Raw genomic sequence first — 23,547 nt, forward strand, 5'->3', positions numbered from 1 at the left:
TTTGATTAAACGCACAAACCTAGAAAAATACAACGCCCTCCACAAGTATTGTCCTTGATCCATAATGGGTAAGAAGCTTTCCAAAACGACGCGGTTTGATTAAACGCACAAACCTAGATAAATACAATGCCCTCCACAACTTTTGGAATTGATCCCAGATTTGATTAAACGCACAAACCTGGATAAATACAACGCCCTCCACAAGTATTGTCCTTGATCCCCGATTTGATCCTTTTTAAGGACGGGAGAGCTAAACAAAAAAGCCTCAAAATACGGAGATTTTGGGGCTTTTTGCGCAACCGCGTTGCAAATGTTAGTGACCGATACGGGAATCGAACCCGTGTTACCGCCGTGAAAGGGCGATGTCCTAACCGCTAGACGAATCGGCCGTCTTGTTTAAAAGACCCATCAGTTTAGCTTTCTGGCTGCCCTGGTGGCGAATCGTGGTGCAAAGGTAAGGCAATGTTTTTTAAATGCAACACACACCACTAAAATTTTTCTAAAAAAAGGGTTTGTGGCCGATTTACTGCTATTTTTGAGGAGGTTAGCTTTCCATTTTTTTTCATCACCTACATGAAACACGTTTTATTGCTGGCAGCTCTGACGGTCGCGTCGCTGACAGTTTCCTCCGAGTCTGCTCAGGCTCAAACACCTACCGCTTCGTCAACTACCTTAGTATCACCGGCTCAGTTTCTTGGCTATAAGATTGGCGACCGATTTACCCCCCACCATCGTGTACTGGCCTACGCCGAACAGGTAGCCAAACAACTGCCCAACCGGATTAAACTGATTCCATATGGAACAACCTACGAAGGCCGACAGCTTATGGTAGTGGCCCTGGGTTCTGAAGCCAATATGGCACGTCTGGAAGAAATTCGGACCAATAATCTAAAACGGATTGGCTTAATGGAGGGGAATCCGACGTCGGCTACCCAACCACCTATTGCCTGGCTCAGCTACAACGTTCACGGCAACGAAGCCGTAAGCTCAGAAGCATTTATGGATGTACTGTACCGGCTTCTGAATACCTCCGATGCCGTATCGCAGAAAATTATGAACTCAACAGTCGTGATTCTCGATCCCGGTTTGAATCCCGATGGCCACGATCGCTACGTGAACTGGTACAATCAAATGTTGGGGCGTAACGCGAACCCAACGCCTTTTGCCCGGGAGCACAGTGAACCCTGGCCAGGTGGACGCTACACGCATTACCTCTTCGATCCGAACCGCGACTGGGCCTGGCAAACGCAGGAAATCACCCAACAGCGTATGGCGCTGTATCAGCAGTGGATGCCTCAACTGCACGGCGATTTTCACGAAATGAGTGTAGAGAGCCCTTATTATTTTGCACCGTCGGCCAAGCCCTATCACGAAGATATCACACCCTACCAACGGAAATTCCAGCAAACTATTGGGGAGTATTGCAGTCGGTATTTCGATAAAAATGGATGGCTCTACTACACCCGGGAACGTTTTGACTTATTTTATCCCAGTTATGGCGATACCTATCCGACCTACAACGGTGCTATTGGTATGACGTATGAGCAGGGTGGGAGTGGCCGCGCCGGTTTGGCTATAGAAAAAGCCGATGGCGATACCCTAACCCTTCGCCAGCGGATCGATCACCACTATACTGCCAGTATTGCCACCCTGGAGTCTGTAGCCGACCGACCCGCTGAAGTGGTAAAAGAGTTCGGTCAGTTTTTCGATAAAGCCCGCAACACACCCATTGGGCCCTACAAGAGTTATGTGATCAAATCGAACGGAGATGCCGGCAGGTTGAAGGCCTTGCAGCAACTGCTGGAACGGAATAAAATTAGTTTTGGCTACGCTGGTAAAGCGCAGACGGTTGCGGCTGGGTTCAATTATACCACGCAGAAGACGGATAAGACCGTTTCGGTGGGTGCCGATGATATCGTGATTAGTGCATACCAGCCCAAATCAACCTTGCTGAAAATTCTGTTTGAACAGAATTCGGCTCTGGAAGACTCAGCTACCTACGACATTACGGCCTGGTCACTACCGTACGCCTTTGGATTGCAAACCTTTGGTATCCCCGCCCGCCTGACCCCCGCCACGACAGCACCAACAGCGCCTGCTCCTGCAGTTGTGCCAGCCTCTGCCTATGCTTACCTCGTTCGCTGGCAGTCGTTGCCAGCCGTACAAACACTGGCAGCTTTATTAAAGCAGAAAATCAGAGTCAGAGCGGCTGAAAAACAATTTGAAGTAGAGGGTAAAACCTATCCCTCTGGCACGTTGATCATCACCCGAACAGGGAACGAACGCGTTGGTGATCGACTGGGCGCGCTGGTATCGCAGGCGGCCACTCAGGCGGGTGCCGAGATCGTGGCCGTACAAACGGGCTTTGTAACGACTGGTTCCGACTTCGGTTCGGATTATGTAACGGGGTTGAAAGCACCGCGCGTGGGTGTTGTGCTCGGCGATGGTACGCCACCACCGTCGGCGGGTGAAGTCTGGCATTTTTTCGATCAGGAGCTGAATTATCCGATCTCGTTGCTCGATGGCAATTCGCTGGGAACAATAGAATGGAGTAAACTAGACGTGTTAATCCTGCCAACGAACTACAATTACGGGCGTTTCCTGAACGAGAAGAACCTATCGGCGATCAAAGAGTGGGTACGGGCAGGGGGGAAACTCATTGCTATGGAGCGGGCCGCAGCTTTTCTGGCCGGTAAAGAGGGTTTCGAACTGAAAGAGAAAGAAGATAAGTCAGCCGACAAGGACAAAGCTAAAAAAAGCAGTGCTGTTGATTCGCTTAAACTCTATATCAACCGGGAGCGGGCAGCCATTTCTGACGATATTCCAGGGAGTATTTATCGGGTGAACGTAGATACAAGCCACCCACTGGGCTATGGGCTTACAGGAGGGTATTATTCGCTCGTGCAAAATGCCTTTAACTTTGAATTCCTGAAGGATGGGTGGAATGTAGGGTATTTGAAAACCGACAACTACGTAGCTGGTTTTTCGGGTAAAAACGCCAAAGAGAAATTGAAAAACACCCTGCTGATGGGCGTTCAAACCTATGGCCGTGGTAGCATCGTGTATCTGGCCGATGACCCACTCTTCCGGGGATTCTGGTACAATGGTAAGCTACTATTTAGCAACGCTGTGTTTATGGTGGGCAATTAAGCAGGTCAGCTGAATACAATTGGTAAAACAGGAAGGTCGCGTGAGAACGCGACCTTTTTGCGTTTAAGCATAACGGCCTTACCCCAAATCAGTGTCCAGATGCGTACACGGATTGTCCAGAAACGGACAACGGACGTATTGACCTTCCGTATAAAAAGCTCGATTCTAGCTTGATTGGCGGCTATTTCTCTTTTGGCAGACCATTTGATATACGGAAATAGAGGAAATCAGATTCTAATGTTCAATAGCCCAACTTTCGGCCCATGCGACGTAGTGATTTAGGCGAGTTTGAAGAGGTGGTTTTGCTGGCTGTAGCTGCGCTGTCCCCCAAAGCCTATTCGGTGGTTATTGCCGAAGAACTGGAGCGGGAAACGGGAAACACGGTTAGTACAGGGGCGGTACATGCAGCCCTCCAGCGGTTGGAGCAAAAAGGGTATGTAAGTTCCTTTTTGGGAGAGGCTACCGCCGAGCGGGGAGGTCGCCGGAAACGACTATTTACCGTTTCTGCTTTGGGTGGTAAAATCCTGCAGGAGGTGCGGGCTGTTCGTAATCGACTTTGGGAGCGCATCGACTCGCATTTGCTACTGGATTGGCAGTAATAACAACTTACTCGGCATGAAGGCTAAAAAATCGGCTCAAGGCCCACCCAGGTGGATGACCCGCTTCATTGAGTGGGCGTGTGCACCTCACTTACGGGAGGAAGTGCTGGGTGATTTACTCGAACGCTACATACTCTGGGTGGAGCAATGGGGCGAGTTGAAAGCCCGACGACGCTACTGGCGGGAAGTGCTGGCCTATATGCGGCCATCTATTAGTAAACGACAAGCTGAAAAATACCCAACTCCAGCAACTATGGAAATGCTACAAAACTATGTTAAAATCGCCTGGCGAAATCTGCTCGCCAATAAAGCCTTTTCTATTATTAACATTCTGGGATTAGCCATTGGTCTTGCCAGTTTTATGCTAATAGCTGTGTTTGTTTATAATGAATTGAGTTATGATAAATACCCCTCGGATGCTAACCATATATACCGTGTAAACATATCCGTTATTGGCAACGGTGATGTGGCCATTTATCCAAATGTAGACGCGGCTGTTGGTAATGGAATCCTGAACGCATTTCCTGAAGCAAAGGAGTCGACTCGTCTATTACCGGCCAGTGATTATGTGCAATATAAAAATAACCAGTTTAAAGAAGCTCATCTGGCATTTGCGGATTCAAATTTTCTACAGTTGTTTTCAATTCCTTTGATTGAAGGATATGACAGAGATGCGCTCGTAGCACCTAATAGTATTGTATTATCGAAAGCGTTTGCCATCAAATATTTTGGTAATGAAGATCCACTCGGAAAATCCATAGCTATTGGTACCACCAAAACGGCTTATAAAGTGTCAGGTTTGTTTGAGAAGGTACCTGATAACTCTCATTTTCATTTTGATGCCTTTCTCAGTCTTTCCACCCACCATAGTATAAATCCGACATGGAGTAATGTTGGTTTTTACACGTATATAAAATTAACTGATAAAGCTGACCCCAAAAAGCTGGAGGCAAAATTCCCACAACTCGTTGCTAAATATGTGGTTCCGGAGGTGCAACGCGATATGGGAATAAGTCTGGCAGAAGCCCAGAAATCAGTAGATACGTTTCGGTTTTTGTTACAACCACTTACCACTATTCATTTGTATTCTGATACTAAATATGAATTGGAGCCCAATGGCGATATACAGTATGTTGTAATTTTTCTAATTCTAGCCTTGTTTATTCTACTGTTAGCCTGCGTTAATTTTACAAACCTTTCTACTGCCCAGGCCGCAAAGCGTTTCCGGGAAGTTGGGGTTCGTAAAGTAATGGGATCAGTAAAAAAACAGCTGATTATCCAGTTTCTGACCGAATCGGTGTTGCTGACCAGTTTTGCTATGATATGCGCTTATTTACTGGTATTTCTTCTATTACCATTCTTCAATCAACTGGCAAACAGGCAAATCGGCTTCTTGTTTTTCCTGAACTATCAGGCTATTCTTACGGTGTTTCTGGTGAGTTTTTTATCCGGGATTTTGGCCGGTATTTACCCTGCTTTCTTCCTGTCATCCTTCAGTATTATTAAAACGTTAAAGGGTTCACTATTTACGAAAAGCCCACAAAAGAAACCATTGCACAGTAGTTTAATTGTATTTCAGTTTTCGATTTCTACCGTTCTACTTATTGCCACAATAGTTGTTTATAAACAGCTATATTATATGCAGAACAAAAAATTGGGGTATGACAAAGATCAGGTAATAGCGCTGCCTGATACCCGATTATTGGGCACCAATCAACTAGCCTTTAAAGAGCAGCTTTTACAGGATAGTCGCGTGATTGCTGCCAGTAATTCAAGGTATTTTCCGGGCGGTGAAATGATGGATGGAACCCAAATTCATCCTAAAAATGAAACATCGAATGGCGTAGAAATTCATGCAAATATTTTTCATATAGACTACGATTATCTACGGACATTAGGGATACCGATTGTGCAGGGGAGAAATTTTTCGAAAGACTTTCCGAGCGATTCAACTTCGGGTGTATTAATTAATGAATCCGCCGTTCGCGAATTAGGATGGACTGGCTTAAATCCTATTGGTCGATCCGTTGTTAAGTCAGGTCAGCGGGAATTTAAGGTAATAGGGGTTACTAAGGACTTTAATTATGTGTCTGTAAAGCAAAAAGTTGCCCCACTTATGATGGTGCTGGGAAGGAATTTCGGTGGTGTTGTATTGAAAATCAAGACGACCGATGTGAATGGATTTCTTGGTGATTTGAAAAAACAATGGGATTCATTTAATCCAAATGGCCCACTGGAATATAGTTTTCTTGATGACAAATTTGCCACTTTCTACGCGAGTGAGCAACGTGTCCAGACACTGTTTTTCGTGTTTGCCCTATTAGCGGTTGTTATAGCCAGTCTGGGTTTATTTGCGCTGTCTGCTTTTGTCATCGAGCAGCGTAAAAAAGAAATTGGCATCCGTAAGGTTATGGGCGCTTCCGTACCCGGTATTGTCCAATTGCTCATTCAGGATTTTGTAAAACTGGTTCTGATTTCAATCGTTATTGCCACTCCCTTAGCCTGGTATGCGATGAACCGTTGGCTACAGGGATTTGCCTACCGGATCGACATCGAGTGGTGGATGTTCACCCTGGCGGGTCTGTTGGCTATCGGTATTGCCTTACTAACGGTAAGTTTCCAGAGTATCAAAGCCGCTTTAATGAATCCGGTTAGCTCCCTTCGGTCGGAATGAATAATGTAGAATGCATAATGAGCAACGCTATTGATAATGATTGATAGCTGATGCACCTCATTGTCCATTATTCATTTTACACTATCCATCATGAACCCACCCAAATTAGCCGATCGACTACTAACCTGGTTTTGTGCTCCTCATCTGCGGGAGGAAGTGCTGGGCGATTTACATGAACGCTATTATCTGCGGGCTCATCGACTCGGTGAGGCTCAAGCCCGACGCCGTTACTGGCGGGAAGTGCTGGCCTATCTGCGACCGTCGATGATCAAACGACAAGCTGAAAAATACCCAACTCCAACAAATACTGATATGCTACGGAATTATGTAAAAATTGCTTTTCGAACGCTTAGCCGACACAAGCTGTATACCGTTCTCAACGTAGCTGGTCTGACGTTCGGGATTACGTGTTTTTTGCTGATCGGCTTATATCTCTTCGATGAGCTGACATTTGATCAGCAGCACAGCAAAACGAATCGGCTTTACCGCGCTATTCAGCATAGAAAAACAGCTTCCGAAGATCTTCTGATTGCGGCTACTAGCTATAAGGTTGCTGAAGAGGCAAAAACACATGTTGGTGAAATTGAAAACTCAGCCCGGATTTTCCGAACGGGAAGGGCTAATTTATCGAATCCGGAAAACAAGCATACGTTTCAGGAAACAATCACCTTTGGTACGGAAAGCTTGCTGGAACTATTTGATTTTGAAGTAATTGATGGTAATGGTAAGTCGGGCTTGACTGAGCCGAACTCAATTATTATCGTCGAAGAACTAGCTCAACGACTGTTTAACAGCACGCAGGTTGTTGGTAAAACTGTGGATTTTGAGTTGGGTAAACCGCTGAAGATAACGGCTGTCCTGAAAAATCACCCCCGCAATTCGAGTTTTAGTTTCAACGCGGTCATTTCGGAAGCAACCATCAGCCGTGATCCGGATTTCGGGGATAGTATGTCTGACTGGGCATCACAAAATTTCATGACGTTCTTTCTGTTGAAGGAAAAGGCCGATCCTGAGGTAGCAGCGTCGAAACTAACAGACTTACTCAACGCCAACGTGAAATGGGATGCCGGAACATCGGCCAACTTTACCTTACAGCCACTGGCAGCTATGCACCTCTTTTCTGAGCATATTATAGACCGCGCCAGAAACTCCAACGTCGAGGCAATGAGCCAGGGAGTATTCCTCTACGTGAAAATCTTTGCCATTGTGGCTCTGTTTGTCCTGCTCATTGCCTGCATCAATTACATGAACCTCGCCACCGCCCGGGCTTCCAATCGGTCGAAAGAGATTGGCGTTCGGAAAGCCAATGGAGCGTTTCAGAGTCATCTCATCTATCAGTTTCTAACCGAATCGCTGGTGGTGACATCTCTTTCGTTTCTGCTGGCGGTGGTGCTGGTTAATGTACTGCTCCCTTTCTTCAATGAGTTTACCGGCAAAGAACTCTCACTGGGTATTCACAGCGATTATCGAATCTGGCTTTATGCTCTGATCGCTCTTGTTGTTACCGGATTACTATCAGGCAGTTATCCTGCGTTTTTGTTGTCGCGGTTTAGCCCACTTTTGCTGCTGACAAAGATGAAACGGCAAAGCAAAGGGGACCTGTCGTTTCGACAAGGGCTGGTTGTTTTTCAATTTACAATTTCGGTGGTCATGATGATCGCTACCATTGTACTGTTTCAACAGGTTCAGTTTGCGAATAACAAGGATTTGGGGTTCACTAAAGAATTACTGCTGGTGGTGGATATTAACAGCGGGAAAATACGAAGTGGGGCAGAAACGATCAAAACGGAATTCAGCCGGATCCCAACAGTAAAAAGTGTATCGGTTACGTCCAGAGTACCGGGCGAGTGGAAGATAATTCCAACGGTTAAAATCAGGCCCGAAGGAAACACCAGTGAACACAAGACCGCGTACTGGATTGGGGCCGACGAAAACTTTATCAGGACCTTTGCTATAAAGCTTATAAACGGGCGGAATTTTCAGGGAATGAGTGATTCTACGGCTGTCCTCCTGAATGAAACAGCCGCTAAGCAACTCGGTATCCGCGAAGCCGCTTCGCAACGGGTCGAAATCCCCGCCCGAGCTATGGAGGGGAGCTATAGGCCCCTCAATGAGGCTAACCAACCCTTTAACGCGCGGGTTATTGGGATTGTAAAGGATTTTCATTTTCAATCGTTGCGTGAAAAAATTGCACCGATGGTGCTGGGTTTTCAGCGTAACCCGGTGCATAACATCGACTACTTTACAGCCCGAATCGACGGAAAAGATATGCCGGCTACGCTAGCCCAGATGAATACCATTCTGACCAAAATTGACCCTACCCATTTGCTCGAATATCACTTTCTGGACGAACAGCTAGCCCGATTTTACCTGGACGATCAACGCCGGGAAACCATGCTTATCTGGGTTGCGCTGGCTACTATTTTTATTGCCTGCCTGGGGCTTTTTGGGCTGGCTACGTATGCCGCTGAACAACGGATCAAAGAAATTGGGGTGCGCAAAGTGCTGGGTGCCAGTGTACTGAGTCTATCGGCCCTGTTGTCAAAAGATTTTCTGAAACTAGTCCTGATCGCTAATGGCATAGCCTTTCCACTGGCCTGGTGGGCTACACATCAATGGCTCAATGAATTTGCGTATCACATTCAGGTTGACTGGTGGGTGTTTGTTGTTGCAGGAGTTTTATCCGTCACCATTGCCCTGGCAACCATTAGTTATCAGGCAATTAAAGCCGCCCTGGTGAATCCCGTTAAGAGTTTGCGAAGCGAATAGCCAGCTAGTCTTGTACCCATATGGAATCCAATAAGCCTAAAATCCCACCCCGTTGGCCCGATAAGCTTGTAACCTGGCTGGTGGCGTCCCATTGGCGGGAGGAGGTCCTGGGTGACCTGCATGAACGGTACGCCTTACAGGTTCAGCAATGGGGTGAAAGCAATGCCCGACGCCGTTACTGGCGGGAAGTGCTGGCCTACCTGCGACCATCGATGATCAAACGAAAACCAAAGGAATACCCATCTTATTCTTATTTGAGCCCTATTATGATACTCAATTATTTGAAAATCGCCTGGAGGAATCTGGTTCGGGAAAAAGGCTATGCCTTTATCAATATGGCCGGATTGGCCATTGGCATGGCGGCTTCAACCCTTATTTTCCTGTGGATTCAAAGTGAGCTTACCTACGACCGATTTTATAGTAAAACAGATCGGCTTTTTCAGGTGTATAACCAGGATATGTTTAGTGGAAATCGGCAGGTTTGGGGAACAACGCCTAAGCCACTGGCACCTACCTTAAAACAGAATTATCCAGAGATTGAGGACGCTTCCCGATTCCGGCCTACCACCTTACTATTGACGGCGGCAGATAAAAAAATAAACACAGAGGGCGCCTTTGTCGATCCGTCTTTCCTGAATTTATTTGATTTCGCATTCATGGCGGGTAATCCGGATAAGGCTCTTTCTGGAAGCAATGGCATTGTTATCACAAAGGCGCTGGCTGAAAAATTGTTTGGGACTATCGATGCGTTGGGTAAAATTGTTCAGATTGACCATAAGGATAGTTTCTCCGTGACTGGCGTTCTGGATGATTTGCCAAATAATACCCAATTTAATAACGTATCGTACCTATTGCCCTGGTCGTATTTTGTGACACCCGTTTGGGACTCCGATGGCTGGGCTTCGAACAACAATTACACGTTTGTCCTGCTCAGAGACAAGGTTAATCCAGTGGCTGTCAATGAAAAGATTAAGCGTGTGACCGCGGAACAGCTCAAGGGGGTTATTGATGATGTATCGAACCGGCAGATTTTTCTTCATCCGGCCAGTAAATGGCACTTGTATTCAAAGCAGGAGAATGGGCAACTGGTTGACGGAAAGATTGTTACGGTGCGATTGTTTGGGCTTATAGCGGCCTTGATTCTGCTCATTGCGGCTGTTAACTTTATAAATCTCACAACGGCCCGTAGTGAAAAACGAGCGAAAGAGGTAGGCATACGTAAAGTGGCGGGTGCTCAAAAATCGGCGCTTATCCTGCAATTCATCAGCGAATCGGTACTGCTTACCTTTTTCGCTGGATTGCTGGCGCTGGTAGTGGTTGCACTTTGTATTCCTGCCTTCAACAACTTAACGGATAAGCAGTTAACCCTGGCACTAGGAACGGTTGATTTCTGGCTTGGTGCCCTTGCATTTGTCCTGTTCACGGGTTTGTTGGCCGGTAGCTACCCTGCTTTTTATCTCGCTAATTTTCAGCCAGTTAAGGTGATGAAAGGCACGTTCAGACCTATTCATAGCGTATTCTCGCCCAGAAAAGGATTAGTGGTCGCCCAATTCACCTTTGCTATCGTGCTGATCATAGCCACCTTAGTGATTCACCAGCAAATAAATTATGCGCAGAATCGGGAAAGCGGCTACGACCAGAATAACCTCCTGTTTACCTATATGTCGGGAGAACTGCCAACAGTTTATGGCTCATTTCAACAGGATTTGATACGGGGTGGAGCGGCTGTTTCGGCCAGCAAATCACTGGGCCCGATTACTACTATAAATTCACGCCAATGGGGGTTATCGTGGCCCGGTAGTACAAAAGCAGATAAGGATGTTGAGTTTGACCGGTTTGGGGCCGATCAGGATTTTCTGAAAACAACGGGCACAAAATTGCTGGTAGGGCGGGAGATCAATGTTCGGGAGTATCCAACGGATTCAACGGCTGTTTTGTTAAATGAAACTGCCGTAAAAACAATGCAGTTGAAAAAGCCAGTGGGTACGCGCCTGACGTTCGACAATCGGGAATGGCATGTAATTGGCGTTATCAGGGATTTCATCTTTGCCTCTCCCTATGAGCCGGTCAATCCGGTTATCATTCATGGGCCAGGTGGATCAATTCCCCTCAACTGGGTGAGCATTCGCCTAAATCCGGCGAATACAGTGGCTAAGAATCTCGAACTCGCCGAAATGATCGCAAAGAAATATAACCCTGGGTACCCTTTCGAGTACACATTTGCTGACGAGTCGTACAAAGCCAAATTTGCCGACGAACAGCGAACGGGTTCATTAACGGGCCTGTTTGCGGGGCTGACCATTCTTATTTCCTGTCTGGGATTATTTGGATTAGCGGCCTACACAGCCCAACAGCGAACGAAAGAAATTGGCGTACGGAAAGTACTGGGAGCAAGCGTAACCAGTATTGTGAGCTTATTAACCAAAGAGTTTATCCAGCTTATGCTGGTTGCTTTTGTCATTGGCGCTCCCGTAGGCTGGTATGCCATGGAGAAATGGTTGCAGGATTATAATTACCGCATAGCCATTGGGGTTGGTGTATTTATACTAACCTTGTTTTCCGCTGTGTTGATTGTGCTGCTAACCGTTAGTTTCCAGGCGATCAAAGCCTCATTGATGAACCCGGTTACCTCCCTACGGTCGGAATGAGTAATGGACAATGCAAAATGAATAACGCCATTGGTGCCAATAATACAGCTACTGACACTCATTATCCATTTTTCATTATCCATTATGAAACTGCCCCGCTTCGCTGACCGCCTGCTGAACTGGTTCTGCGCTCCTCACCTGCGTGAGGAAGTGATCGGCGACCTGCACGAACGCTATGCATTATGGGTGCAGAATTTAGGGGAAGCTAAAGCCCGACGCCGATACTGGCGGGAGGTGCTAGTCTATGTTCGACCCTCGATCATGAAACGACAGCTAACGACCCGGCGCTCCGGAGGATTTCCCAACCCAACAACTACTGATATGCTACGCAATTATTTGACAATCGCCTTTCGGACTCTTGTTAAAAACAAGGGTTACTCGTTTATCAACATTGGAGGGCTGGCTGTAGGTATGGCCGTAGCCATGCTCATTGGCCTGTGGGTATACGACGAACTGTCTTTTGATACGTATCATAAAAATTACAACCGTATTGCTCAGATCATGCAAAATCAGACTGAGCATGGCGTGATCAAGACGTCGCAAACATTACCCTATCCATTCATTCATGAATTAAAGACGAACTACAAACGCCATTTTAAACATATCGTAACGTCTACGCACACAGGTGATTATATCCTGTCGACAACCGATAAGAAGCTCACAAAAAAAGGACAATATATTGGGGCCGAAGCTCCCGAAATGTTCACGCTGCATATGCTCAAAGGAACCTGGGCAGGCTTGCAGGACCAACAATCAATCTTACTGTCGGCTTCCACAGCCAGTGCATTGTTTGGCGATGCCGAACCGATGGGTAAATTGTTGAAAATCAATACGGATAAGGATGTGCGTGTAACCGGTGTTTACGAAGATTTACCCCAGAATACGGAACTTCATAACGCTCAGTTTCTGGCTTCCTGGGATTACTTCGTGGCCACTAATGCCTATATGAGGCAGAAAAAATGGGATAACCATGCGCTCTGGATTTATGTAGAGATTCAACCGAATACTGACTTCGATAAGGTTACGGCCAGTATAAAAGATTCTGAGTTGAATGTGATCAAGCACCTTGAGAGCATGAAGGAGGAGGCTGCAACTACCCCGCAGATGTGGTTAAATCCCATGCGAAACTGGCATTTGTATTCCGATTTTACAAATGGAACGGTCAGCAATGGACCGATTCAATACGTATGGCTAGTGGGCTTGATTGGCTTCTTTGTGTTGTTGCTGGCCTGTATCAATTTCATGAATTTGTCAACCGCTCGTTCCGAAGAACGCGCCAGAGAAGTAGGAATTCGAAAAGCGATCGGTTCGCTTCGAATTCAATTGATTGGCCAGTTTTTTAGTGAGTCCTTTCTGGTTGTATTTCTGGCTTTTGTGCTGGCCATTTTGATGGTGACGACAGCCTTGCCCTGGTTCAACGATATGGCGGCCAAGCAGATGAGTATCCCCTGGAAAAATGGCTACTTCTGGCTGTTTAACTTTGGATTCGTGCTGCTGACTGGTTTGCTGGCAGGTAGCTATCCGGCTTTGTATTTAACCTCTTTCCAACCGGTCAAGGTGTTGAAAGGGGGCGGTTTAGCAAGAGCACAAATGGGGCGTTTTTCGTCCATGCCTCGTCAGGTGCTGGTCGTTATGCAGTTTACGGTTTCGATTACACTGATCATCTGTACGCTTGTTATTTACCGTCAGGTTCAATTTGCTAAAAATCGCCCGGTCGGTTATTCCCGGGATGGCTTGTTAATGGTGCAAATGCAATCTGACGATTTCTATGGGAAAACCGGTTTATTACGTACCGAACTAAAAAATACCGGTGCCGTCACCGATGTGGCAGAATCACAAAGCCCAATTACAGGGGTTTGGTCGACAAATGATGGTTTCCGGTGGAAAGGCCTATCCATAGCGTCGACCGAGCAATTTGCTACCTTGTCGGTCACTCCCGAATATGCCCAAACGGTTGGCTGGCAATTTATAGCGGGACGCAACTTTTCGAAGGAATTTGCTTCTGATTCCAGTGGCTTTATTATTAATGAAACAGCCGCTAAACAGATGGGCTTCCAGAATCGGTCTGCTGGATTGGCCATTGGCGAAACGATTCGCTGGAAAAGCCAGTGGATGACCGATAATGTCGAAAAAAGTTTTATAGTGCTTGGCGTTGTGAAAGACATGGTCATGGAGTCGCCATTCCAGCCAATCAAGCCCACTATCTTTTGTCTGTTTGGGAATCCTAACTGGATCAATATCCGACTCAACCCTGCCATCAGTACCAGCGATGCATTACCAAAAATCGAAGCGGTTTTCAAAAAACTCATTCCATCGGCCCCCTTCGAATACAAATTTGCCGATGATGAATATGCCGCTAAGTTTCGCACGGAAGAGCGGATTGGGAAACTAGCATCATTCTTTGCCATTCTGGCCATTTTCATTAGCTGCCTGGGCTTGTTCGGCCTGGCGTCGTATATGGCCGAGCAACGCACCAAAGAGATTGGTGTTCGCAAAGTACTGGGTGCGTCGGTATTTAATCTATGGCGTTTGCTCTCGAAAGATTTTGTGGTGCTGGTCATTATTGGGTTTGGCATCGCAACGCCCATTGCTTACTATTTTCTGCATAACTGGCTTCAGAAGTACCAATATCGTACAGAAATTACGTGGTGGATTTTTGCCGTATCGGGTACCGGAGCATTGCTTATTACTTTACTAACGGTGAGCTTACAGAGCATCAAAGCTGCGTTAATGAATCCGGTGCGCTCCCTGCGGTCGGAGTAGCGTGTGGCAGGGAGCGGGGGGCTCGGAGCGTGGAAAACCCTGCACCCTGCACCGAGCTCCCCGCCCTTCATCCCATTTTTCAGCTTGTTCAACCCTTTTTACCCACAAGCTTGTTCGTCCCGCCTAGTTTTGGTCAAAAATCAAGTAGACCAATGCGGGACGTACAACTTATTCGGCGCTATGAACTGGTATTCGTACTAAGCACAGCGGTTATTTACATCATCAGGCGATTGATCAGAGAAGTGGACCGAATCGATGCCATGGTAGAGATGACCTTGCATAATCGGGTGCCCTCGTCTGTTGTCTGGCGAAATCTAGCTTCTTACGACCATACCCTCAATAATAATGTTCCTCTGATTATAGGCGTCTGTCTACTACTAGGAGGCTGGTATGTGTTTCATTATCTGACCTATCCGCTCCTAAACGACCGCACTAACGACCAGAAAGTCGCCGTATATGGAGCAATTACTGTGTTTCTACTGCTTGCGGGTACCTTTCTGTATCATTATCTCAAATTACAGGTTCGTTATCAGTATAATGACGCACATCGCATTATTGGCCTTAAAGTTTATTCGCTTTACCGCAAGCGGACTGTACTGGCCGATGTTATTGGGTTTGGTATTGTATTGGGGGTGTATGAGATCGGGTTTCAGTATTATTACTATCTAAAACGGAAGATTTGGCAAGAGTCTGAAACGCATTTCCAGATTGCCAGTTACCTGTTGTTAGCCGGCTTGAGTGTACTGGCGCTTGGGATGGCATTCAGAGGAGATGTGTTAATGTTTTTATGGCAAAGGAATACCCGAACGACATTGATCTTCTCCGGCCTGGCCATTCAGATTCTGTTCCTGCAAGCGTATTTTTATGCCTATATCTTGCCTCTTTTAAAGACTTCTTCAACATACGAGGTGCTACGGGCTGGGCGCATTGCCACCTACATGCTTGTGATCATGCCTTTTCTAAGAAGTTCCCCAACGTCGGAAGTGGTCTTGGCAAGCCGAATTGCTACCTTTTTGTTACTGATTATTGTGTCCACTCTTGGTATATGGGGAGCTAGTACGGGATTTCATTACGACAACCGCGATCCACTTCTTCTGATGTTCCTCGTTTTGATCGGGGCAGTTTCTATTGCATTTCTTCGGCAGGGACTACAAAAAGAGAATACCGTACTTCAAACGCAGGTTTCGGCCAAATCGGCAGAGTTGTCGAGCTTACGGGCACAGATCAACCCCCACTTTCTGTTCAATGCGTTGAATAGTCTGTATGCCACTGCTCTACGGGAAAACAGTGAAAAAACAGCCGATGGTATCCAGAAACTGGGCGATATGATGCGGTTTATGTTGCAGGAAAACAACCGCGATCGTATTCCGCTCGACAAGGAAGTCGAATATCTTTATAACTACATCCAGATTCAGCGCATGCGTATTGACGAGACGCATCCGATTGAAATCCGGGTAAACATTCAGGAGCCTGACCGTGCTATTTATCTCGCTCCTATGATGCTGACGCCCTTTGTCGAGAATGCGTTCAAGCATGGAATCAGCCTCCGGCACCCATCCTGGATTTACATCACGCTAACTTTAGATGACACGCATTTGTATTTTAAAGTACACAACTCCCGGCATCCTAAAACTGGGGCTGATCCTGAAGAAGCTCAATCAGGTGTAGGGTTGGATAATGTGCGCAAACGTTTGGACCTGATTTACCCCAACCGACACCAACTGGCTATTCAGCAATCGGATCAGGATTACTTTGTCGCATTAACGCTGGTGTATTGGTGAATACCCTGATTTATATAAAAAATCGTTCTATATGAGATATTTTATCCTACCGCTTTTGCTACTTTGGCTAGTGCCAATTGCAATAAGCCGACAAATAATTCCTGAGTTTATTCTAAAAATTAACGCCACTCTCTGCAGCCATGACTCTTACCGCTGTTGCCATTGATGATGAACCCCAGGCGTTGGAAGTAATAAAACTTCATGCGGCAAAAGTCGCGTTTCTGGACCTTAAAGCGTGTTTTACCGACGCCTTTGAAGCTATTGCCTGGCTGCAAATCAATCGGGTGGATTTACTCTTTCTGGATATCAAAATGCCCGATATTTCTGGTATGGAGGTTGTGAAATGTCTGCCTAAAGTTCCGATGGTTGTTTTTACCACTGCCTATTCGGATTTTGCCGTACAGGGATTTGAGCTGGATGCGGTCGATTATTTGCTGAAACCATTTTCGTTAGTCCGCTTTCTGAAAGCCTGTACGAAAGCGCTCGACATGCATACGCTGCGTTCGGATAAGGAACAGGCCTACCTCTTTGTCAAGACAGGCTACGAAACGGAAAAAGTATTGCTGGATGATATTCTGTATATCGAAGCAGAAGGCAACTACCTGATCTATGTACTCAAAAACCGAAAATTACTGAGTCGTCAGACAATGGCCGATTTGATGCAACTCTTACCCTCCGATCAGTTTATTCGGATACACCGTTCATTCTGTATTGCGCTTGATAAAATTGAGAAAATGGCCCGACAGGAACTAACGGTGGCGGGCCAACCGATACCGATTGGTGCTTCGTACGAAGATGCGTTGATTACCATACGGGCTCGATTGATTGATAAATAGGTTTAGGCAAAAACAACTAAACGGGGAAGTCAAGAACTATAAACACGGAGGTGTAGAGCGAGCTATTTTACGTAGGGTTAAACGATTGTATTACCTGAAAAAGTCCCCTGAACTATGACTAGGCTCAGGGGACTTTTGATGAATATGAAGTTTAGCTGATCTACTTTAGTTGTTTAATGCTTATAGGAAAGCAATCAGTCGGCGCAATCTTAAGTGTTGTTACCGCCGACTGACGGCAATCGGGATTCTCTGGTATGGGATAGATAGTTGCATAAATATATTGATAGGAAACGCCAGACGAAGTCGCACCAGCTGTAAGTACTGGATGGTAGAGTACCGCCCGATTTGTAGTGCTATCAGGCTTTACAGTGCCTAACACAATCCCACCACTGCCGTACATAGCTGTACCTGACTGAGGACTACTAAACTGCACAAACCTAACTGAATCGATCTGGCTGAAATGAGTACCAAATGCTGCGATTGAGTCGGGTGCTAGGGTTCGGCAAAGCGAAATAGTATCTTTTTCGCTGCTTATGGATGGGCAGGAATAAATAGACAGGTCGTTCGAGAAATCGTTTTGTCCAGCATCCTTGGTCGTTAGGCTAATTACAGCATATTCGTTAACCAGCTGAGCATCTGAGTCGCGCTGGTCTGGATTGGTAAAACCTGTCTGATTATTCGGTGAAAGAGCATAGTAAGGTTGACGATCAGTTGCGCCCTTTCTGGCTCCGGCTGCATTAGCCGCTTTCCGGCCTCCAGATGGGGTTAGCGGTTTAGTTCCAGCCAGGGAAATATCCAGCGTTGATAATTGGGTTGTCGCCATTCGAATCTCGTACTTATGTCCATATTTCAAGCCACTCGGAACGGTAGTATTATTAAAATAATATTGCCCTCCATCATGGGTAGTCTGGGTGGCAACCACTGCACCTCCATTTTCCATATCATGAAGCGTTAGTACAATACCGTCAATACCAGTTTCATAGGTGTCTTGTATCCCGTTGCGGTTATCGTCAAACCAAAGCCGGTTTCCAATTTCAATGCCAGCCGGGTCACATAAAGCTTTGACATCTCCCAAACCGGACGCTTTTCCGAATGAACCAGGTGTCAGTGTATATAAGACATAATTTCGATTTGAAGACCCATTTTTTGTGTTAAATACTTTTACCCCACCTGACTGGTAGATATCAGTAACTGGATCAAAAGCCGATGTAACAACCTCATTATAACCTGGGATCAGGGATAATGCGCCATTGGTTACTTCTGAATGAGCATAATGATTAATAAAAAACCAGTTATCCTTTCCAAAAAACTCACCCCCGGTGTTCGTCGCATCAATCGGGCCTTCGCCATTTCCTACACCACTACCGGTTAAATTTCCCGATTTCCCGTTTTTCTCCAGCTCAAAAACACCATTATTGTTGGCAGCACGCAATAGATCGCCCCCGGTAAAGCCATCGAACGCCCCGTTACCCTGAGGAGAATGATTAGCTACACCCGATAAATGGCCGAAACGATCAAGGAAGCCGATCAGCATCGATCCATCAGCGTCAAATTCAAGGTCTGAAACAATGGGCTGGGGGTACATCACAAAGGTGGGATTATTGCCTTGCCCACAAGGAGTTGGCCAGCTATCGCTCCAGGGTAACCAGTGGTCATACTTGGCGCAACTAGTTTCTGGATGAGCAGCATCCGTTGTTATATCAACAGGGCCTCGCTTAAAATTGAGTGGGAAGGAGAGCACTTCGTCAAATACGGGCGTAGTAGTTGTTGGATCGAAGCGGTATATAGTTGCTTTTAAATCGCTCTGCTGTTGTGAGGTTTCGGCTGAACAAATCACCCCAACATAGATCTTGCCATGATAGACTTTAAGTGCCCAGGGACGAAAATCACCATTGGAACAACCTGGATCAGGAATTGACCACGAATGGACAGAGGTTAAGGAGGTGGGTGCTACCGCGGGTGTATCAATGAACAAACTGTAAATTTTTCGATCGTTCAGATTAACGAAATACAAGGTCTTATCATCTTCCGATATATCCATACCGCCAATACTAACCCGCCCCATAGCTGTCATTGAACCCGGATCGGTACTTGCCTGGGTTTTATCGCCAAACAATCCGCTGTGGGGGTCGCCCCCGGTATCAATTCCGAGTGTTTTGACATCAAGAAAATTAGTTGTTGTCTGGCTTGGCATATCAGTCATATAGATACCTCCAGAGCCTAGCGGCCCAAAACTCATATGACGCTTGATTACAGCTGCACTGAATACTTTTTTGGTTCGTCGTTGATAAGCAATTGCCCAGATAGCACCTACCTGGCCTGCCGTTGCCAGATGATTGGGCGGAAAGTTGTCTGGCTGACCAGTAGCTTCGTAAGCAATACTGACCAGGGCATCACTCTCAGCAGTCTGCTTTTCATCAGGTACCGGATTACCAGTTGCATCGGTTATCAACTGGGTATTCCCATTGACATAGCAAGGTATTACCAGCCGAACTCCGCTTGGCTGGCAGTAATCGGCAGGGTAGTTAATACCCAAGTTTACCTGTTCTGCGGGGCTTTTAACAAACTGCACGCTGGTGCCACTCCTGGAACTGTAAGGGCTGCTATAATAGCCAGGGGGGAACTGATCAAATTCGATTCGTACCGATTGACCAGCAGGCACATCGGTACTCGTAAATGAATAATTCCCTTTAGCATCAGTGATTGCCTGAACAGGAATTTTATTCATGCCTACAAAGGCCCATACAGGTACTCCAGCCATACCTACTTCAACTGGTAATGTATCTGAACGAATACCATTAAGATCAAAGTCTCGAAAAACTGCCCCTTTTATTTGTGCATGTGTTATATTAATACACACGAAAATGGCAAAAAAGACTATAAGTGTACAAGTTTGTTTCATTCTATTAACATTTGGTTTATTTTAGAATAAACACATTCTTTATTTACGTGTACAATTATGGTGCCAAGAGATTGTCTTTGTGTGTTTTGAAAAAAATACACGTTAAGAGCTGATTTGGCCGCTACGGGTGAGGGGGGAAAGTCATTGGGGAATAAAGGAGGTGTCTTACTGTAGACAATACCATAGGGTGGTATAATTGCCACCGGTAATGACTACCAGAATAGAGTTGGTGATTTTACCTATTAGTGGAAGTTGAGCAATCAGCAACGCTTTCGGATTGGCTAATCACGTTCGAACTAATTTAGTCGATGTTCACAAGTAATCGTGAACGTAAATGGCTTCATCAGCCTAGTTGGGCCTTAACTAAAAAAGCGGATTAGCATCGCCAATCCGCTTTAAAATTTATCTACACCATAAGTAGAGTAGGAAAACAAAGTTACCTGGAGTAAATATATATGATTATAGGTATAATGATCCTCTTTAAATATACAAAAGTGATATTATAGTGTCATTTGGCTCAATTAACTATACTATTCACCATTTGTCACTTGACAATAAGGCCCCGTTGATCAACAATCCTGCTCTGAATTCCCCACCCACCAAAGTTTTCCGAAACCGCAATCCAGAGCTCGTTTTGCCCTTTCTTCAGATCGAGATAAACCGCATCATAATAGCCCACCGTGCCCAGAAAGCGATAATCCCGCGACAGGAATTCATCGTGACCAGCATACAGCAAACGGCCATTGAGGTAGACTTTGACGCGGTCACTGAAGCCGAGATCTAGCTTCCTGATCTGCGGTTTATCGGACATGATCGTCAATTTTGTAAAGACCGTATTGGCGTCGTCACTGCGTTTGCGAATTTTGGAAACATTGAGTTGGCCCGAGTTTTCGGCCGTTAAGTTGCTCCATGTTAATTGGTTAGCTACTGACTGTGGGATCGTATAGTCGGTTTGCAGTAGCTTTTCGTCGAAGGTATTGGAGACTTGCCAGGTCAATAGCGTACCTGGTTGAGGAGCTGCTTCGGGCTTGAACTTACCCGCCATGGGTGGATTGTCCGTTTTGGTATATTGAAAATTAGCGAAACGCGTGGTTATTGGTGCCCCGTTTTCCAGGCTGATTCGGCCAGGTTTGGGCTCGCGTTTTAGCTGATGGATCACCAGAGCGGGTTCAATGGAATTGCCAATATACACTTCGGCTTGCGTATCCCGAACAACCAGTTTAATATGTACCCACTCATTCATGGGGTAATTCACGGTTGTTGAATAACCATCGCCATAGTAGAACTGCCAGGAATCCTGCCCATTGTAAACGGGCATATATTGAATGGCATCGGGATTGCCTACCCGATGGGGCCGCAGATAAATGTGCTCAAAATTGTCGTTGTCCTGAAGGCGAAACCCAAATCCAGGAAAGTCGCGATCCGGTGATAGGGTCATGTCAAATTCGATGATGCCATTTTTAAAGGTATTGTCTTTCAATGTAATCCGCCCGTTGGTTAGCAAAATGCCGTCTTTGCCCTGAAAAGTCTCTTTCGTAACCTTACCGGCATACGTCCAGGCTGACGAATCGAATGGGACGATGGTTTGAGCAACTAGTTGACTATTAGTAATTATCAACAAAAAAAATAATAAGGCTTTCATGATGAATATCAATTGATGCTGGTTGGGTTGGCGTTTAGTAGTTCTTTGATGTACTCCCTGCCATCGCTGGACTAGAACTCGTCCAATTTTGATTCTGGCAGATCCTTGTCAGGTTATTATCCTACTAGCAGCAATAGGATCAATCAGAATCAATAGGAGCACTAGAATCTATTTTGGTAAAGCTCGGGTTACCTTAAAATTGGCAAAATAGCCTTCGGGCGTGTTGCCCAACCAAAGACCCACCGATCCTTTTGAACTACCACGGGCCAGATTTTTGATCTGGTACACTTGTTTGCTATCTACGAAAACGGTTGCCATTGGCCCTTTTACATCGACTTTGACGTGGAACCATTGCTGCGTTTTACAAACCGGAGCACCCTGATAAACAGCGGCCTGGTAGTCGAGCCAGTTGACGAGGCCGTTGTTGATCGGCATGTATTGCATCGCCCCAGACTGCCCCGACATGAACGGCCGGAAATAAAAGCACTCGTAACGCGGTTCACTGCCGACCTGGTTAAAACGGAAAAGCACACCCAGAAACGAGATCGTCGATTTGGGAAAGGGTGTCGCGATATCTAGTTCAATGCTCCCATCCGAAAAGGAATAGTCGTTTAGATAAGCAATGCTGGCTCCCGTAGCCGTTTCTTTCTCGCGGATAAGTTTGAGTGCGGGCTTGCCTAAGTAAGTAGCCTTGGTGTACTTGCTGCTGAACGTCCATTGTTTGGTTGAGAAATCGCCAAAATTCTCGGGTTGATTCTGGGCTGTTGCCTTCAGGGCAATTAATCCAACAAGCGAGGTCAATAGGAGGGTTTTCATGAATAAAATAGGGTTTATTTGATAAAAGGAACGATAGCTTCCCAAACCGCAGGGAAGTTGCAATAGAGTACCACATGGCCGCAACCTGGAATAATAGCCAGGGTGCCGTGCTGAAACAAACGGGCTGTTTCTACGACTTTTTCGGTCTTGAAATACGGATCTTTGTCCCCGGCCATGACCAGAACGGGGCAGTTGACCTGGTGAAGGGCTTCGTTGGAAATGAAGGTGGGCTGATTCCACAGCGGGTCGAGTTTATCCAGAAATTCGTTCCATCGATTCGGCTCAGGCATCATTGCTTTTCGGGCTTTTACGAAATCGGGCGCTAGTTTATCCAACCGTTCGGCGGTCATTTTGCCCTCTTCCTCGTTACTCAAAACCCGATCCGTTGGTCGCCGGGGAGAACCGATAGCCACGAGTTTACGAACCAGTTCGGGATGTGTGGCCGTTAGGTTATAGCCTGTGATGCCGCCATCGCTAAAGCCGATGACCAGTACGCTGTCTTTGGTTATGCTCCTGATGACGGCATAGGCATCGTCGGCCAGTTGCTGATACGAAAACGATTTAGTGCCAATCTCCGATTTGCCATGTCCTCGGGTGCCAAGGGCAATGACCTGATGTGTTTGGGCCAGTTTAGGAATCAGAAATTCGTACTCGTCGATATACCCGAACAAACCCCCATGCAGGAGCACAATGGGTTTGCCTTTTCCATAGATTTCATAGTAGATTTTGGCATCACCCACGTTGTAGTAGTGGCCAGCCTGCGGATTGTTGCCATAGGGAATAGTGGTCTGGGCATTGACCAGATGGGCAAGTAGAAGCAATAGAAATGCAAAGGCTGTCGGCCGGTTTTTCATCGTTTGTTTCAGTACATTTGGTTAACTCATCGTGAACGAAAACAAACTTGCGAAACCCAGCGTACGAGGACTATTCAACCCTGTTCAACTTCTATTCAAGTTTATACAAGTAT

12 protein-coding genes and 1 tRNA gene are annotated in these 23,547 nt (G+C 46.2%); 8 read left to right on the forward strand and 5 right to left on the reverse strand.

The genetic code is table 11. The annotated features are described in order from the left end of the window. Window positions 1-317: 317 nt before the first annotated feature. Window positions 318-389: transfer RNA gene (locus ACYVGO_RS24805), tRNA-Glu, on the reverse strand. A gap of 184 nt (window positions 390-573) precedes the next feature. Here ACYVGO_RS24805 and ACYVGO_RS24810 point away from each other — a divergent pair. The 8 genes from ACYVGO_RS24810 (at window position 574) to ACYVGO_RS24845 (ending at window position 17,220) form a co-directional block, all read left to right on the forward strand. After that, window positions 574-3,150 (forward strand): M14 family metallopeptidase, encoded by a 2,577-nt coding sequence (locus ACYVGO_RS24810; RefSeq protein WP_460971580.1) that lies wholly within the window; start codon window positions 574-576, stop codon window positions 3,148-3,150. Window positions 3,151-3,413: 263 nt separating this feature from the next. Further along, window positions 3,414-3,749 carry a PadR family transcriptional regulator gene (locus ACYVGO_RS24815; RefSeq protein WP_142773288.1) on the forward strand — a complete coding sequence of 112 codons (336 nt, stop codon included), beginning with the start codon at window positions 3,414-3,416 and terminating at the stop codon, window positions 3,747-3,749. A gap of 16 nt (window positions 3,750-3,765) precedes the next feature. Then, window positions 3,766-6,423 carry an ABC transporter permease gene (locus ACYVGO_RS24820; protein ID WP_460971581.1) on the forward strand — a complete coding sequence of 886 codons (2,658 nt, stop codon included), beginning with the start codon at window positions 3,766-3,768 and terminating at the stop codon, window positions 6,421-6,423. A gap of 90 nt (window positions 6,424-6,513) precedes the next feature. Continuing rightward, window positions 6,514-9,192: a permease prefix domain 2-containing transporter gene (locus tag ACYVGO_RS24825; protein ID WP_460971582.1), complete on the forward strand. Its 2,679-nt coding sequence runs from the start codon at window positions 6,514-6,516 to the stop codon at window positions 9,190-9,192. A gap of 20 nt (window positions 9,193-9,212) precedes the next feature. Then, window positions 9,213-11,840 (forward strand): ABC transporter permease, encoded by a 2,628-nt coding sequence (locus ACYVGO_RS24830; protein ID WP_460971584.1) that lies wholly within the window; start codon window positions 9,213-9,215, stop codon window positions 11,838-11,840. 84 nt (window positions 11,841-11,924) lie between these two features. Beyond that, window positions 11,925-14,603 carry an ABC transporter permease gene (locus tag ACYVGO_RS24835; RefSeq protein WP_460971585.1) on the forward strand — a complete coding sequence of 893 codons (2,679 nt, stop codon included), beginning with the start codon at window positions 11,925-11,927 and terminating at the stop codon, window positions 14,601-14,603. Window positions 14,604-14,755: 152 nt separating this feature from the next. Next, window positions 14,756-16,384, forward strand: coding sequence for a sensor histidine kinase (locus ACYVGO_RS24840; protein WP_460971586.1), 1,629 nt, complete (start codon window positions 14,756-14,758; stop codon window positions 16,382-16,384). A gap of 140 nt (window positions 16,385-16,524) precedes the next feature. Next, on the forward strand, window positions 16,525-17,220 hold the full coding sequence (locus ACYVGO_RS24845) for a LytR/AlgR family response regulator transcription factor (RefSeq protein WP_460971587.1): 696 nt from the start codon (window positions 16,525-16,527) through the stop codon (window positions 17,218-17,220). A gap of 160 nt (window positions 17,221-17,380) precedes the next feature. Here the strand turns inward: ACYVGO_RS24845 and ACYVGO_RS24850 are convergent, their stop codons facing one another. The 4 genes from ACYVGO_RS24850 to ACYVGO_RS24865 all read right to left on the reverse strand — a co-directional run bounded on the left by ACYVGO_RS24850 (window position 17,381) and on the right by ACYVGO_RS24865 (window position 23,434). Next, on the reverse strand, window positions 17,381-19,981 hold the full coding sequence (locus ACYVGO_RS24850) for an SdrD B-like domain-containing protein (RefSeq protein ID WP_460971588.1): 2,601 nt from the start codon (window positions 19,979-19,981) through the stop codon (window positions 17,381-17,383). Window positions 19,982-20,666: 685 nt separating this feature from the next. Continuing rightward, window positions 20,667-21,764 carry a LamG domain-containing protein gene (locus ACYVGO_RS24855; RefSeq protein ID WP_460971589.1) on the reverse strand — a complete coding sequence of 366 codons (1,098 nt, stop codon included), beginning with the start codon at window positions 21,762-21,764 and terminating at the stop codon, window positions 20,667-20,669. Between the two features lie 168 nt (window positions 21,765-21,932). After that, window positions 21,933-22,580, reverse strand: coding sequence for a family 16 glycoside hydrolase (locus tag ACYVGO_RS24860; protein ID WP_460971590.1), 648 nt, complete (start codon window positions 22,578-22,580; stop codon window positions 21,933-21,935). 14 nt (window positions 22,581-22,594) lie between these two features. Then, window positions 22,595-23,434 carry an alpha/beta fold hydrolase gene (locus ACYVGO_RS24865; protein ID WP_460971591.1) on the reverse strand — a complete coding sequence of 280 codons (840 nt, stop codon included), beginning with the start codon at window positions 23,432-23,434 and terminating at the stop codon, window positions 22,595-22,597. Window positions 23,435-23,547: the final 113 nt, after the last annotated feature.

Source organism: Spirosoma migulaei (assembly GCF_054776855.1).